Annotated in this window: 14 protein-coding genes and 1 tRNA gene; 7 read left to right on the forward strand and 8 right to left on the reverse strand. The window is 42.4% G+C overall.

Features of this window, described 5'->3' with window-relative positions; translation table 11 throughout:
- Window positions 1–229: 229 nt before the first annotated feature.
- Both B3O12_RS17315 and rpsA read right to left on the reverse strand, forming a co-directional pair.
- Window positions 230–300 (reverse strand) — tRNA-Cys (locus tag B3O12_RS17315).
- 213 nt (window positions 301–513) lie between these two features.
- Entirely contained in the window at window positions 514–2,517 is a 2,004-nt protein-coding gene (gene rpsA / locus B3O12_RS17320) for a 30S ribosomal protein S1 (RefSeq protein ID WP_189630521.1), read from the reverse strand.
- Between the two features lie 377 nt (window positions 2,518–2,894).
- Here rpsA and B3O12_RS17325 point away from each other — a divergent pair, with 377 nt between their 5' ends.
- The gene (locus B3O12_RS17325; RefSeq protein WP_286757219.1) at window positions 2,895–3,359 is read left to right on the forward strand and encodes a GNAT family N-acetyltransferase; all 465 of its coding nucleotides are present in this window, start codon (window positions 2,895–2,897) and stop codon (window positions 3,357–3,359) included.
- 4 nt (window positions 3,360–3,363) lie between these two features.
- Here B3O12_RS17325 and B3O12_RS17330 read toward each other — a convergent pair whose 3' ends face one another.
- The 4 genes from B3O12_RS17330 to B3O12_RS17345 are packed head-to-tail and all read right to left on the reverse strand — an operon-like array spanning window position 3,364 to window position 6,194.
- Window positions 3,364–4,011, reverse strand: coding sequence for a response regulator transcription factor (locus B3O12_RS17330; RefSeq protein ID WP_189630519.1), 648 nt, complete (start codon window positions 4,009–4,011; stop codon window positions 3,364–3,366).
- Between the two features lie 4 nt (window positions 4,012–4,015).
- Entirely contained in the window at window positions 4,016–4,801 is a 786-nt protein-coding gene (locus B3O12_RS17335) for a sensor histidine kinase (RefSeq protein WP_286757220.1), read from the reverse strand.
- Window positions 4,780–5,439, reverse strand: coding sequence for a hypothetical protein (locus B3O12_RS17340; protein ID WP_286757221.1), 660 nt, complete (start codon window positions 5,437–5,439; stop codon window positions 4,780–4,782). Before B3O12_RS17340 ends, B3O12_RS17335 begins: the two co-directional genes overlap by 22 nt.
- 29 nt (window positions 5,440–5,468) lie before the next feature.
- Entirely contained in the window at window positions 5,469–6,194 is a 726-nt protein-coding gene (locus B3O12_RS17345) for a hypothetical protein (RefSeq protein ID WP_286746225.1), read from the reverse strand.
- Between the two features lie 801 nt (window positions 6,195–6,995).
- On the opposite strand from B3O12_RS17345, the gene purL reads away from it, so the two are divergent.
- The 5 genes from purL to B3O12_RS17370 all read left to right on the forward strand — a co-directional run bounded on the left by purL (window position 6,996) and on the right by B3O12_RS17370 (window position 13,689).
- Window positions 6,996–10,691: a phosphoribosylformylglycinamidine synthase gene (gene purL / locus B3O12_RS17350; protein WP_286757223.1), complete on the forward strand. Its 3,696-nt coding sequence runs from the start codon at window positions 6,996–6,998 to the stop codon at window positions 10,689–10,691.
- A gap of 743 nt (window positions 10,692–11,434) precedes the next feature.
- Entirely contained in the window at window positions 11,435–11,908 is a 474-nt protein-coding gene (locus B3O12_RS17355) for a GNAT family N-acetyltransferase (protein WP_286757225.1), read from the forward strand.
- Window positions 11,909–11,985: 77 nt separating this feature from the next.
- The gene (locus B3O12_RS17360; RefSeq protein ID WP_414706608.1) at window positions 11,986–12,087 is read left to right on the forward strand and encodes a hypothetical protein; all 102 of its coding nucleotides are present in this window, start codon (window positions 11,986–11,988) and stop codon (window positions 12,085–12,087) included.
- A gap of 120 nt (window positions 12,088–12,207) precedes the next feature.
- Window positions 12,208–12,756: a hypothetical protein gene (locus tag B3O12_RS17365; RefSeq protein WP_286757226.1), complete on the forward strand. Its 549-nt coding sequence runs from the start codon at window positions 12,208–12,210 to the stop codon at window positions 12,754–12,756.
- Window positions 12,757–12,921: 165 nt separating this feature from the next.
- Complete coding sequence (locus tag B3O12_RS17370; protein ID WP_286757227.1) at window positions 12,922–13,689, forward strand: hypothetical protein; 768 nt, start codon at window positions 12,922–12,924, stop codon at window positions 13,687–13,689.
- Window positions 13,690–13,774: 85 nt separating this feature from the next.
- On the opposite strand, the gene B3O12_RS17375 is transcribed toward B3O12_RS17370, so the two are convergent.
- A complete protein-coding gene (locus B3O12_RS17375) occupies window positions 13,775–13,930 on the reverse strand; it encodes a hypothetical protein (protein WP_286757229.1) in 156 nt (51 codons plus the stop codon).
- Window positions 13,931–14,026: 96 nt separating this feature from the next.
- On the opposite strand from B3O12_RS17375, the gene B3O12_RS17380 reads away from it, so the two are divergent.
- Window positions 14,027–14,500: a hypothetical protein gene (locus B3O12_RS17380; protein ID WP_286757230.1), complete on the forward strand. Its 474-nt coding sequence runs from the start codon at window positions 14,027–14,029 to the stop codon at window positions 14,498–14,500.
- 52 nt (window positions 14,501–14,552) lie between these two features.
- Here B3O12_RS17380 and B3O12_RS17385 read toward each other — a convergent pair.
- Window positions 14,553–14,745, reverse strand: a 193-nt coding sequence (locus B3O12_RS17385) for a hypothetical protein (protein WP_286757231.1), incomplete at its 5' end; no start/stop codon positions are given.

The following is a 14,745-nucleotide window of genomic DNA, read 5'->3' on the forward strand; positions in this document are numbered from 1 at the left end:
CCACAAGCTGTGTCCTCACAGCGTCTTTTAACAGTCATTTGTGAGGACACAAATGGCGGCAAGGTTGAGAAATATACTTCTTGTGACTTAAGTATAAGTACCCCTATTATAATATTTCAAAGGTGCTCGCGAAGCTCTGTAAATTGAGGTTTCGAACCTGCGGCACGATTCAAGCCTTCCCACTGCCCACAAAAAAAGGTGACCTTGAAGGGTCACCTTTTTTTTGTTGAGGCGCTGAGCGGATTCGAACCGCTGTAGAAGGTTTTGCAGACCTCTGCCTAGCCACTCGGCCACAGCGCCATTATAATGGTTAAGGGCTCTGAGTGTACGGATGCATTAAGATTAAGTACTCTTTGCAGACCTCCCCGATTGCTCGGAATCACTCGGCCTATGTGCCACATTTTGGAAGCGCAAATTTAGGGATATTCATCAATTGCCCCAACAAAAGCGCAACTATGTCAATAAAAAAAGCATCCGCTTTTGGCGGATGCTTTTAATCTATTCTGTAACTGATTATTCTTCAGTCGATTCCTCAGCCTCTTCGGCAGCATCCTCTTTCTTAGCTGCTTTTTTCTTAGCTTCAGCTGCTTTCTTCTCGTTTGCTTTTTTGGTGTTGTCTTCCATTTCAGCTTTAAGAGCAGAAAGTGCATCGAGGTCTCCAAGCGTAGCTTGTTCAACAGGAGCCATCTTTACTTTTCCGGCACCTGAACCTGCTTTTTTCTTGGCTGGCTTCTCAATAGCCTGAGGGTTGTGGATGTTGGTATGAGACATAACTATACGCTTATCGTCTTTAGAGAACTCAATTACTGAGAAGTCTAAAGTTTCTCCTACCTCCACGTTCGAACCGTCTTCTTTCTTCAAATGCTTGTTGGTGGCCACACCTTCCAAGCCGTAAGGCAATTCGAGTGTTGCACCTTTGTCATTCTTAGAAATAACAGTACACTTATGCGTTGACCCTGGAGTGAATACTGTTTCGAAAGTATCCCAAGGGTTCTCTTCCAACTGCTTATGACCCAAGGCCAATCTTCTGTTCTCGATATCCAATTCCAATACCTGAACGTCCAGCTCATCGCCAACTTTTACAAACTCTGACGGATGCTTGATTTTCTTAGTCCAAGAAAGATCAGATACGTGTACAAGACCATCGATTCCTTCTTCCAACTCAATAAACAGACCGAAGTTGGTAAGGTTTCTAACAATACCGGTATGGTTGGTACCAACGGCATATTTGGTCAATACATCCGACTTAGTCCAAGGATCTTCAGTCAGTTGCTTAATACCCAAAGACATCTTTCTCTCTTCTCTGTCAAGCGTAAGCACCACAGCCTCAAGTTCATCACCAATGCTGATGAAGTCTTGTGGGTTTCTCAGGTGCTGAGACCATGACATTTCAGAAACGTGGATCAATCCTTCTACTCCTGGTAGAAGCTCAAGGAATGCACCGTAGTCTGCTACGTTTACAATTGTACCTTTCACCTTAGAACCTACCTCAATAGAAGCATCGAGTTTATCCCATGGGTGCTCAGTGAGTTGCTTCATACCCAACGAGATTCTCTTCTTATCGTCATCGAAGTCGAGAACAACAACGTTCACTTTCTCATCCAGGCTCAATACCTCAGACGGATCGTTGATTCTACCCCATGAAATATCGGTAATGTGAAGGAGACCATCTACACCACCCAAATCGATGAATACACCGAAGTTGGTCATGTTCTTGATTACACCTTCCAGTACCTGGCCTTTCTCAAGGTTTTCAAGGATTTCAGCTTTTTGCTGCTCAAGATCTTTTTCGATCAATACTTTGTGAGATACTACTACGTTGTCGTTGGTGTAGTTGATTTTCACAACTTTCACTTCCATTTTCTTACCAACGAACACATCGAAGTCTCTGATAGGCTTCACATCGATTTGAGAACCCGGCAAGAATGATTCTACGCCATAGATGTCTACAATAAGACCTCCTTTGGTTCTTCTCTTCACATAGCCTTCAATTACTTTATCATTGTCGAGCGCATCTTGAATAAGCTCCCAGGCTCTTACAATCTTGGCCTTTCTTCTGGAAAGCACCAATTGTCCTAGTGCGTTTTCTTGCTCTTCAATGTAAACTTCAATTTGGTCACCTACCTTAAGGTCTGGTGTATCTCTAAATTCAGAGGCACTTACCAATCCATCAGACTTGTAGCCAATGTTCAATACAACATCTCTTTCTCCAACAGAAACTACAGTGGCTTTTATCACTTGTTTCTCCTCAATAGAGTTCAATGTATCTTCATACATTGCAGAAAGCTCTTCTTTTTTCTTTTTGGAATAGCCTTCACCGAAACCTTTGGTTTCAAAGTCTTCCCAATTGAAATCTTCAGGGCTTTGTTGAGATTTTGCAGATGATTTTTTTGCAGATTCTTTTTTGGCATCGGAAGCTGGCGCTTCTTCTACTGCCACTTCTTGGGCTTCTGCGGCCTCTACTTGAGGAGTAGCTTTCTCTTCTACTGCCTCAGGTGCTTTTTTTTCTTCAGACATGATAATCTGCCCTGTGATTACTCCTTTCGCTGCCCAGGGCACTCAACGAAGGATTTTTGTTGAACATTCCCGAATACTCGAGACCGCCTCTCCCGAAACGGACTGCAAAGGTAAGGAAATAATTTAAAAATACGATACCCCAGTCTGGAGTAAAGCATTAAGTGGCATAGTGTTAGAAATTGCTATTACAGCTCTTGCAGGCAAGAGCGGAAGATAAAAGCGAAAAGGACTGCCAAAAGACTATGCAACAGCAAGATTATCAAAAGTTTATCTTTCGGAAATGAACTTATTTGAAACAGATAAAATTGAGTTTTATACATTAGTTTGAACAGGTTTTTGGCACCACGTTCAGTTTAAGAACAAACACCCGACTCTCTATGGAAATAAGAAGAATAAACCCGAAAGATGCAGAAGCATTGATTGCTGAACTTGACGAGTACCAAAGCCGGCTCTACCCTTCTGGCAGCTGCCATCTGGACAGTATTGAAACTTTGCAACAAGAGAATGTCTATTTCTATGGGGCCATAGAGCATGAACGAATTGTGGCCATAGGATCCGTCAAAGTCTTTGCCGATTATGGCGAGTTAAAGCGAATTTATGTTCCCCCTTCGCAAAGAAGAAGAGGTCTTGCTCAAAAGATTATCCATCAACTGGAAACTCTACTCATTGAAAAGAATATTCATACGGTACGTCTTGAAACAGGCCCTTTCTCTAAAGATGCAATTACCTTATATGAAAAATTAGGCTATTCCATTCGAGGTAAGTTTGGCGACTACGAAGACGACCCTCTGAGTACTTTTATGGAGAAGCAACTCCATGCAGAAAGCAGGGAAGCCTTATAATGTGTTAAACTTGCACTAAATCTTCTTTGATAGCCTTTACGATTAATCCGGCTGTATTCTTTACCCCAAGCTTATCGATCAGATTCTTACGATGACCCTCTACTGTACGGTGACTAATGAATAGTTTTTCGGCTATTTCTTTGGCTGTATACTCCTGGCAAATTAATTCCAGCACCTCTATTTCTCTGGAAGTAAGGCTCTCCCTGTAGCCCAAACTTGGTTTCTTTTTCACCTGTCCCTTCAAACCTCCCAACATGGCCTGGGAAACCATTTTATTGAAATAGAATCCTTCCTCAACCACACTGGTTATGGCTTTTTGAAATTCCTCCGGGCTGGTATCTTTTAATAAGTAGCTGTTGGCCCCAAGCTCCATCAGATAGGCCACCATTTTGGCATCGCTGTGCATGGTGAGTATAATTATACCCAAATCAGGCTGAATGGGTCTTAGCTGCTTTAAAGCCTCCAATCCATCTACTTCTGGCATATCCAGATCCAATAAGAGCACATCGGTTTGGTGCTCTGCAATAGTTTCTAGCAACTCTCGACCATTAGACGCTTCAAAGACCACCTCCAGGTTATCCATTTGATCCATTAAAAAGCGCAGACCTTCTCTAAAAAGCTTATGATCATCGGCAATAGCTACTCTTATCATTGGTTTAAGGTTTTAATTTTGACTTGAGAACAACCTGAAAACCAGGCTCACTTTCTTTCATTTCCAGTTCTCCTTGCATAAGGCTCAACCGGCTTCTCATATTCTGAATACCCAATCCGTTGGCCGTGTCGCTTTCCGCTCCCAGCCCTTTACCATCATCGCTGTAGTTCAAAATCAACTGATCCTTTTCCGTTACCAACTCTATCCGAATATTAGAAGCCTCGGCATGTTTGAGGGTGTTGTTTATCAGCTCCTGAACAATTCGATACCAATTGAGTGCATACTCATCGTCTATACTGGCCGATACGGCATGGTGAAAGCTTACATAAACCTGATCGCTTTCGTTTATTTTATCCACCACATTGGCAATGGCTTCGACCAATCCGAGACGCTCCAGAACCACCGGTCTAAGGTCATGTGAAACCCTTCTTACGGTGCTCATGCTCTCTTCCAACAGACTGAAGGCCTTATTCTTTACTTCATTGAAGCGCTCGGGTGGGTTAGCCTGATCAAGGTGTTGAAAATAGAGTTTAGTAGTTGTGAGCAGTGCCCCAACCTCATCGTGCAAGTCTTTGCCAATGCGGTTCCTTTCTTTCTCCTGACTCTGAAAGTTGGCCCTGAGCAGTTGCTGTTGATAGTCGGCCTCCTTTCTTTGATGTAATTGTTGCTGCCTGAGTAATCTTCTCTGGTATACCACAAAGAAAATGACAATACTCAAAGACAATAAGAACATGCCGAGCATTGAACCAATGAGAAGTTGCTCAGCACTTATTGAGGAGGTCTCACCCATAATGATATCAAGTAGGCCGTTACCAAAACGAGGTTAAAAAGAGCATTCATAATGGAAGCTATAAAATTTGCTTCAGTATTCGCCTTCAAAATATTGAAAACAAGAAGAAAGAGCAGTATTGTACTGGAGTAATACAATAACACTCCGGTATTGAACCAAAAAAGAGGCTCCCTTTCCAGCGACCTGTATTGAGTTTGTTTAAGCAAAGAGTAATAGTACGACACACACCATATAATAAAGACCATACACATGGAGAAAATAGCGTATGTGGGCAGTTGTTCAAGCGGCTGCCAGAACACAGTATTGACCACAAAAAAGCCTATGGCAATGACTAAAATCGCTCTGAAAAAAGTGACAGAAAATAAGCTTTTGAGCTCTTGCGAGTAAATTTTCCAGGTGAAATAGAACAGCAGTGGCACATAGAGATGATACACCCACAAATTGTTCTTGAACATCTTGGCAATAAAGTAGCCAAGCCAATAATTTAGTGCGCTGAGAATAGCAACATAGAAAATAATTTTCTGAGTTCTGTTGAGCCTATTTCTATAGACCAAACCCAGTATTACCGGTGCAAATAAATACCATGCGTAAGCTCTTACAATTACATCAAGGGTAGACTCATTAAAAATCTCACTCATTTTCTATGTTGCAATAAAGACTTAGAAAATTAATCCGGACAATTAGGTGGACAAGGCCCTACAAAATCCAAGTATGTAGCTTCGGGGTCATCTTGCAGGAACCCATTCTTATTAGGTGTATAAATTTGAACGAGAGGCACAAAAGGAATCATTTGCCTGGCCGCGTCACCGTAATTCACACCATAGTGAACCAGAAGACTCTTACCAGCCGTACAAACCTCACGCATCACCAGAATATCGTCTACGGGAATCACAAACTTCAGAACCCTTCTTGGTCTGCCAAGAAACAGATCGCTTCCCTTGTCCTTGTCTTGTAGATTAACGAAGAAGATAGCATTCATTTCGAAGTAAGGAATGTGTGCCCAGTTGGCGCAAACCTCGTTTTTATAATTAACCGACTCTCCCAGGCGAGGAATAGTAGGTGTAGTATTGGGAGTAATGTAGGTCAGAAAATGATCTCCATCTCCCTGATAGTATGTCTTTTCGCCATTGATCCTCATTTCCCAAATCACCTGAACTTTATCATCTTCCACCCCCAGGCAAAGACAAAGACCATCTGAAGAGCTTTCCAAATCGAGGCTCATCAATTGATCTAAAAACTCCTTAGAAATTTGGCCAAAGTCTCGAGCGGTAATGCGATTAAACTCTCCATCGTCTTCGGAAAACACCTCAAAAGAGGAGATAATAGACTCCTGTCGTAACTGCTGCCAACCCACTTGTAACCTTTGGGCGGCTTCTTTAGATATTCTTTTCATGATCTGATAGTTTAAGTGTCATTTAAAAAACTGAGTGAGTCTACTGTACATTAACCGCCTAAATATATTGCCTTCTTTATTGAAACCTACATCATTTCTATGGTAAAGCCCTGCTCTTTAGAAGCAGGGCTTTTATTTCTCTCAACAGTGTCGGCTAGTCTAAGAGAATAACCTAAGCGTGCGTGTTTAATGGCATGTGTTTATAATTGAAGAGAGAAATCTCCATAGTCACCAAAGAAGACTAATAATTGACTGTTGATACAAATTTGAGGGAAGTAGGCAGGGATCAAAAGCGATGAAATACCCGAAAGATTAAACACGTATTTTTACGTATCTCCTCTCCTTTTAAAAAAAGACAGGGGCCACCTTCAAAGTCCGGTCCTTGTCTGAGGCATTGCATACCTCAAAACAATTATGAAACTCTGCCGATAACCCCTGCTGGCTGGTCATTGCAAAAAATAGTGGCAATGATTGAGTCTGATTCAGAAAAATTCACCTAAACATCTAATCACACCCACACCGTTTTTAAAAGCCCCTGCTAACTCGTATTGCAGGAATTTGGCTTCTGCTGACATATGTTGATTGCCAGACAAAACTCTGCCTTTGGTGAGTAAAAAAACAGGTAGAGAATACCCCAAAAGAAGAACAGGTATTTTCACCCATCACCCATTAATGGCGTACAAGTATTTTTAAACACCTTTCTGTGCAAAACCAAAGGTTGACCACCGGTTTTATAGTTCTTAAACCCAAATCTTTTTCTAATTTTGCGCGGGTAATTCGTACCCAAACGCAATCGATCTAATGATTCAGTTTTTTGATGCCGGACAAGGCAAAATCTATGCTGTAGGCCTTTCTGAAACACTCTCACCACAAGACCTTCCTAAACTCCTCTGGCTTTTTGGCAATGCCAAAACAATAGAAGCCACCGAATTAAAAGGATACTACGTGGGGCCACGCAAGGAAATGATTACCCCGTGGAGCACCAATGCGGTAGAAATTACCCAAAACATGGGTATTTCAGGAATTTCCCGTATCGAAGAATTCGAGCAGGTAGAATCGGCCAACGTAGCCTTCGACCCCATGTTGCAGGTACTATACACCTCGCTGGATCAGTCGCTTTTTACCATAGACATTGAACCCGAACCGGTACGTTATATCGATGACATTGCCGCCTACAATCAAAAAGAGGGTTTGGCGCTCAGCGATGAGGAAATTGACTACCTAAACGATGTGAGCCGGCAGTTGGGTCGCAAACTAACCGATGGCGAAGTGTTTGGCTTCTCTCAGGTAAACTCCGAACACTGCCGACACAAAATATTCAATGGAGTCTTTATAATCGATGGGCAGGAAATGCCTACCTCGCTCTTTAAACTCATCAAGAAAACATCTGAGCAAAACCCCAACAAGCTAGTCTCGGCCTACAAAGACAACGTGGCCTTTATAGAAGGCCCTGTGGTAGAGCAATTTGCTCAAAAAACACAAGACAAGGCCGACTGGTTTGAAACCAAAGACTTTAACTCGGTAATTTCGCTAAAGGCCGAAACGCATAACTTCCCAACAACTGTTGAACCTTTTAATGGTGCAGCTACAGGCTCTGGCGGAGAAATAAGAGACCGCATGGCCGGAGGCAAAGGCTCCATGCCACTGGCTGGAACAGCCGTGTATATGACCTCTTACTCCCGACTGGAGGAAGGACGAACCTGGGAAGCCAACATGCCGGAGCGAAAGTGGCTCTATCAGACTCCAATGGATATCCTCATCAAGGCTTCTAACGGTGCTTCCGATTTCGGCAACAAGTTTGGTCAGCCTCTAATAGCCGGATCGGTACTCACCTTTGAGCATCAGGAAAACGGCAAAAAACATGGCTTTGATAAGGTCATTATGTTGGCCGGAGGTATTGGCTATGGAAAGAAAGAAGACGCTCTGAAAGATACCCCTGAGGTAGGTGATAAAATTGTGGTGATGGGTGGTGACAACTACCGCATTGGAATGGGAGGTGGAGCCGTTTCTTCTGTCGATACCGGAGAGTTTGCCTCAGGCATAGAACTAAACGCCATTCAGCGTTCTAATCCGGAAATGCAAAAGAGGGTTTACAATGCCGTTAGAGCCATGGCCGAAATGGATAAGAACCCAATCGTTTCCATTCACGATCATGGTGCCGGTGGCCACCTCAACTGCCTTTCCGAACTGGTAGAAGAAACCGGAGGAGTAATTGACGTAAAGAAATTACCTGTGGGAGACCCTACCCTATCTGATAAGGAGATCATTGGCAATGAATCTCAGGAAAGAATGGGGCTGGTAATGAAGCAACAAGACATTGACTACCTCAAAAAAGTAGCCGAAAGAGAAAGAGCCCCTATTTATGTGGTAGGAGACATTACAGGAGATCATAAATTCAAGTTCGAAAACAAAGAAACCAATGAGCACCCCATCAACTGGGACCTGGCTCACATGTTCGGCTCTTCTCCAAAGACCATTCTGGAAGACAAGTCGGTTCCGGCCAACTTTACTGAGGTTACTTATGATATAAAGAAGCTTCAAGACTACCTCAATGCGGTATTGCAACTGGAAGCCGTGGCTTGCAAAGACTGGCTCACCAACAAAGTAGACCGTTGTGTTACAGGGCGCGTAGCCAAACAACAAACGGCAGGCCCCATTCAATTGCCACTCAACAATGTGGGAGTTATGGCCATGGACTACAGAGGAGAAAAAGGTATAGCCACCTCCATTGGTCATGCGCCCGTTTCTGCTCTCATCGATCCGGTGGCGGGTTCTCAACTCTCGGTAGCCGAGGCGCTTACCAATATTATTTTCGCACCTATTTCAGAAGGCATCAAAGGCATTTCCCTTTCCGCTAACTGGATGTGGCCGGCAAAAAATGAAGGAGAAAACGCACGCCTGTATGCCGGGGTAAAAGGTCTTTCCGATTTTGTTTGCGAGCTGGGCATTAACGTGCCTACCGGAAAAGACTCCATGTCCATGACCCAAAAATATAAAGACGATGTAGTCTATGCTCCCGGAACAGTCATTGTATCGGCTGTTGGTGAGGTAAGCGATCTCAAGCAAGTAGTAGAACCAGTACTACAGCCCAATTTTGAATCTACATTGCTTTATGTAGATATGTCGGGCGATGGCTTTAAACTTGGTGGCTCCTCTTTTGCCCAGGTAGTTGGAAAAATAGGAACTGCAGCACCAACCATTAAGAGTGCTTCCAACTTTGCGGCAACATTCAACTATGTGCAGCAGCTCATCAAAGAAGGAAAAGTACTGGCCGGACACGATGTGTCTGCCGGAGGTCTGATTACCGCCCTATTAGAAATGACTTTCTCTCAGGTAGATCTTGGTATTTCTGCCAACTTGAAGGCCTTCTCCGAAGCAGACGATATTTCCATCTTCTTCTCCGAAAAACCTGCTTTGGTACTTCAAATAGCCAATGAGCACTTGGGTGAGGTTGTAGGAAACCTTACTGCACTTGGAACTATGAACTATGAGTTGGGGGCACCAATTGGGGAACCAATTCTGTCTATCCAAAGTAATACTCAAAGCTATTTGTTCGATATTGAATCGCTGAGAGACACCTGGTACAAAACCTCTTACCTGCTAGACCAGAAACAATCGGGTAAGGAGTTGGCCAAAGCCCGATTTGAAAACTATAAAAAACAGCCTCTTCAGTTCAAGTTCCCTGAGGGCTTTAGCGGGCAATATGAAGCTTTGGGGCTAGACCCCAACCGAAAGCAGTCTACGGGAATCAAAGCGGCCATCATTCGGGAAAAAGGCGTTAATGGCGATAGGGAAATGGCCTATGCCATGCACCTGGCCGGCTTCGATGTAAAGGATGTGCACATGACCGATCTTATAGCCGGTAGAGAAGACCTGACGGATGTCAATTTCATTGCCTTTGTGGGTGGCTTCTCCAACTCAGACGTGTTAGGTTCAGCCAAAGGGTGGGCCGGGGCCTTCCTCTATAACGAAAAGGCCAAAGCTGCTCTCGATAACTTCTATGCCAGAGAAGACACTATCTCACTCGGCATCTGCAATGGTTGCCAGTTGATGGGTGAACTTGGACTGCTTTATCCTGAGCACAAAATTCATCCGAAATTAGACCATAACATCGCCCACAAATTCGAATCGGGCTTTGTAAACGTAACCATTCCGGAAAACAACTCCGTGATGTTAGGCTCATTGGCCGGAACAAGGCTGGGCATTTGGGTAGCACATGGTGAAGGTCGTTTCAGACTACCGGAAGCAGAAAATGAATACCACGTCATTGCTAAATACAGCTACGAGGCCTACCCGGCTTCACCCAATGGCTCCGATTACCATGTGGCCGGTTTGGCCAGCAAAGACGGCAGGCACTTAGCCATTATGCCTCACTTTGAACGCTCCATCTTCCCCTGGAACTGGGCAAACTATCCGGCAGAGCAAAAAGCAGATGTGCTAAGCCCATGGATTCAGGCATTTATCAATGCTAAGCATTGGGTAGCCGAGAGAGTTTAGATTTTAGACGATAGACCAAAAAAGTATAAAGAAGAGGCTGTCTCAAAAGCTAACTGTCATTCCCGACAGCGATCGGGAATCTCCCCAACTAACTCTGTAGGCCGAAAGAGGTTCCCAGTCAAGCTGGGAATGACGAAAATAGTAGCTTTTGAGACAGCCTTTTTTTATGAAGTTTTCTCCAAGCGCTACTACCAGGAGAAACAAATCGACAATTCCTAAACTACGGTTCAGGATTGCTTACCCCTGTCATATAAGAGCAAGTATTCCGTTTCCTCCACAAGCTGTGTCTTCAACAACCCTTTATAAGAGTCATTTATGAAGACACAAATGCTAGCAAAGCATAGAAACCTACACTTGGCGAAGAAATTACTATTTATGAGTTTATTAAACCAGGAAGAAGTATCGAGTTCAAGGAAAAAATAAACATTCCTGACAAGGTTGAAGATTTTAAGTTTCAAATAATTGAAGCTAAATCTGAATAATAAGAAAATCAATATGTGCTACAATCGAGTGGACGGCTGTGAGCCATAAGCCCACGGTGCGCCTCTCACACCACCTGACCCTTCCTTTGTCAGGGCAGGCCAAGCGGGTCTCGTACTGGGCTGTTCATCAGATCAGACCTTCACTTTTTGATAATAGATCGCCAAACTTTCGTATCCTCTTTTCGTTAGACGTTTCTCTGTGATGGTGGTTCGTAAAATCGGGCTTTTAACCGAGAACATTGGCAGTAATATTAGACGATAATGAGCATTGAATTTAAAAGACTTTCGGAAGTAGAAAAATCGGAGATAATTGACTTAATGAATAATTCATTAGTAAGACGACAAATGCCTCTGTTGAAAGATGACTTTAATGAAATTCTTTGTGATAAATTTATTTCTGCAAAAGAACAGCTATGGACAGAATACGGCTACGGACCTTGGGCTTTTGTAATAAATAACCGGTTTGCAGGTTGGGGTGGGCTGCAACCAGAAAACGGTGAGGCTGACTTAGCATTGGTACTACATCCAGACTATTGGGGAGTGGGGAAAGTTCTATATAAGGGAATAATCAACCGAGCATTTGGCGAAATGGGACTAAATTCCATAACCATATTATTACCACCAACGAGAACACGAATTAATGCACTATTACGTCTCGGATTTAAGAAAGACGGAGAATTAGAAATTGATAACGAGCAGTTTTTTAAGTTCAGGCTTGTCAAGCCAAACAGTTAAGCAGAACTTCATTGTTTAAGACACAGCTTTGCCACTCATTTTTGGAGAGTGGGGTTGATCTTCGTTATACTCAAGAATTGCTAGGTCATAGCTCTAGCAAGACGACAGAAATTTATACACATATAACTCATAAAAGATGGGAAAAAATCGCTTCACCTTTGGACAAACTCAATATTTGAGAGATTCATTAAAAACTCCTTATAGCACACCCTATTGGAAGGCTATAAGCACCTTTTCTCAATCTATATTAAATATAACCGCCATCACAGTGGCGCATAGCTAACGTTGTAAGCAATATTATGAAACACTTTTTGCTATCATTTTTAATATTTCAATCATTCTGCACTTTAGGCCAAAATGAAAAGTTGATTTTGACTGAAAGTGCGAATAATTTATGGTTTGAGACTCTGAATTTAACAGGAACACTTGAGGAGAAAATTGAATTGATAAATGAAAGGCTGACTAATGATGTGAATGTATATATTGAGTGGAGTTTTTCGGACGGAATAACTGCTTCGAGATTTCCTAAATTGGACAGTATTAGCAAAATTAGAACGAAGGGATTCTGTAAACCACTTTATTTGGTTAAATACAAAAATGATGTAATCGCATTCCGAATTGAAAATCCAATGAACTCTGAACTGACTGATTCTGTAACTGGACTTATTTCGAAACATAATATTCGTAACGTGGAAATTTGGACAGATGATAAAAGACAAGCTTTGTATGGAACGAGTGCAGATTGCGGAGTTATTATGCTGGAATTGAAAAAGCGGAAAGTATTTAAAGCCTTCAAAAAGTTAAATCTAACGAATTGGAAATACGATGAGATTTCGAATTATAAATGAATATTAATCAAAAAATACTGCTTACAACAATGGCTATAAGTAATTGCTTGTTCTCGCCTACTTCTGAAAATCCTCGCGGATTTTCAGTTTGGTGTGTACTTGCAAAGTTTCGTGCTAACTCACGCAACTACTCATAGCCGAGACCGTTAGCCACCATATTGCACAATGAGAAGATTAACACTAACAGTAATATTCCTCCAACTATTCATTGCAACTTTTGCCGAACGTATTGACGGACCAGCCAACGTAAGAACAGCACCAAAAGGAACTCCAATAGTATCATTGAACGATAATGTAGAGGTTGGCTGCTCTGAACTTGTTAACGGATGGTATACAATTGCCATAAGTCTAAAAATCACGAAGGAGCAATATGAAAGCAGAACACCAATTTCAGAAGGAGATTCTCTTTTCAACTGGCAAGACGAATTTATTGGAACTGCTCTAATCACAATTCCTGACAGTTTACAAAGTACGTGGTATTCTGGTGGAGCTCCAGGTAACCCAAGACGCTATGGAATGGATATTTATGCGTCAACCTATAAATCGAACATAAAACCAGAATCAATCCCTGAAAATCAATTGGCTTCAATCCTTTCGAGAACCAACAACAAACCCACGAAAGCTGATTTAAGTCAGTACATGATCGATTTCAAGTTTAGAGATAGTGGAATCCTAGATCGGTTAGTAGAAAGTTACGAAGAACAAATGATCTATGAAAGTACCGTTGACGATCCTTCTCCAATGGACAGAATTCGTTTCATTTTTAGTAACACTGAACTTGTGGCAATTGTCCATACAAGACCGATTAGCGAACTACTGAACTCCCAGACTTTAACTCGTGGAAGGAACATCATACTTTTGAAACAAATGAACTCTGCTGAACAGCAAGAATTCCTTGAAATCAACCGAAAAGCATACGCGGGAATAGATTAACAGGTGGCTAACAAGCGATATAGCGAATGGCCAAACTGCCTATTTGATACTTTTGTACAATCCGACCGTGAACCTGCCCATTCTGCTAGCTTTTGTGCTCTAGCGACTTTTTTCTTTCTGGACTTAGACTTTCATTGCGCAGTGCTTCGTAGTTGACGTTGTAGGTTTTGGGCAGTTTCACTATTTTACTGCTTTTTACAGACGATGTGGCCACTCGCCATATCTGGTCGTTATCTTCCATTCCTGCATGAACAAATATTTCATCTTAGCTCTACTAGTTTTCTGTTTGTCATGCGAACAGAAGTCCAACTTAGAAATTGCCGAACAATTCAAAAAAATGGAGATCGAGAAAACCACCTCTGGACTATCTCGCCTGCTAACGGAAGACGCAATCGCATATACACCTCACACAACTGACACTTTAACAAAGAAAGACATCTTGTTAAACCACGAGTTTAACTCTTCATATAACCCTTGGAATAAGATCATCTCAATAACAGAATTGAACGATTCTATTGTAGAAGTGCAAGCACTCGAAACTAACGATCTGCTCACTCTTTGGGAACTGGATACCATTGGCTATTTGAGCAGATATACATTTTCAGACTCCCAAATTTCTAGAATTGAAACGGATACTATTCCTAATGCAAATTTCGAATATCAAAAACTTGACAGCATTTACAACCTTCGACTGGCTGAACTTTTTGACTGGATATCTCTGATGTACCCCGAAGAATACGAACGAATAGGTGAACTAAATTCAGAATCTTCGAAATTAATTCTTCAAATGGCTAAAGAAAAAGGAAGATAACAGTTGCTAGCACGAATGCGCCTGAGTGCTTTCTACTACTTTCATCTGATCTTCACCGCTCCGCTACCCATTCTGAAAGTACCATCCCTTCTAGCAACTGCTTTGCTTCTGGATTTTGTCTTGCTGAACGCAGCATTCCACTAGAACCATTGTGCGTGTTGGGTAGCTGCGCTATCTTAGTGTCTTTCTGCCATGTTCGGGGCGCACTCCTGCTAGCGTGGCGTTGCCAACAATATGAGAAAAAC

This window comes from Roseivirga sp. UBA838, assembly GCF_002296035.1.
In the GTDB taxonomy this organism is placed as follows: Bacteria; Bacteroidota; Bacteroidia; order Cytophagales; family Cyclobacteriaceae; genus Roseivirga; species Roseivirga thermotolerans.

Bases quoted from the DNA above. Each gene is read 5' to 3' on its own strand.
- rpsA (WP_189630521.1), bottom strand. From the start codon at position 2,517: ATGTCTGAAGAAAAAAAAGCACCTGAGGCAGTAGAAGAGAAAGCTACT.
- B3O12_RS17325 (WP_286757219.1), top strand. From the start codon at position 2,895: ATGGAAATAAGAAGAATAAACCCGAAAGATGCAGAAGCATTGATTGCT.
- B3O12_RS17330 (WP_189630519.1), bottom strand. From the start codon at position 4,011: ATGATAAGAGTAGCTATTGCCGATGATCATAAGCTTTTTAGAGAAGGT.
- B3O12_RS17335 (WP_286757220.1), bottom strand. From the start codon at position 4,801: ATGGGTGAGACCTCCTCAATAAGTGCTGAGCAACTTCTCATTGGTTCA.
- B3O12_RS17340 (WP_286757221.1), bottom strand. From the start codon at position 5,439: ATGAGTGAGATTTTTAATGAGTCTACCCTTGATGTAATTGTAAGAGCT.
- B3O12_RS17345 (WP_286746225.1), bottom strand. From the start codon at position 6,194: ATGAAAAGAATATCTAAAGAAGCCGCCCAAAGGTTACAAGTGGGTTGG.
- purL (WP_286757223.1), top strand. From the start codon at position 6,996: ATGATTCAGTTTTTTGATGCCGGACAAGGCAAAATCTATGCTGTAGGC.
- B3O12_RS17355 (WP_286757225.1), top strand. From the start codon at position 11,435: ATGAGCATTGAATTTAAAAGACTTTCGGAAGTAGAAAAATCGGAGATA.
- B3O12_RS17365 (WP_286757226.1), top strand. From the start codon at position 12,208: ATGAAACACTTTTTGCTATCATTTTTAATATTTCAATCATTCTGCACT.
- B3O12_RS17370 (WP_286757227.1), top strand. From the start codon at position 12,922: ATGAGAAGATTAACACTAACAGTAATATTCCTCCAACTATTCATTGCA.
- B3O12_RS17375 (WP_286757229.1), bottom strand. From the start codon at position 13,930: ATGGAAGATAACGACCAGATATGGCGAGTGGCCACATCGTCTGTAAAA.
- B3O12_RS17380 (WP_286757230.1), top strand. From the start codon at position 14,027: ATGGAGATCGAGAAAACCACCTCTGGACTATCTCGCCTGCTAACGGAA.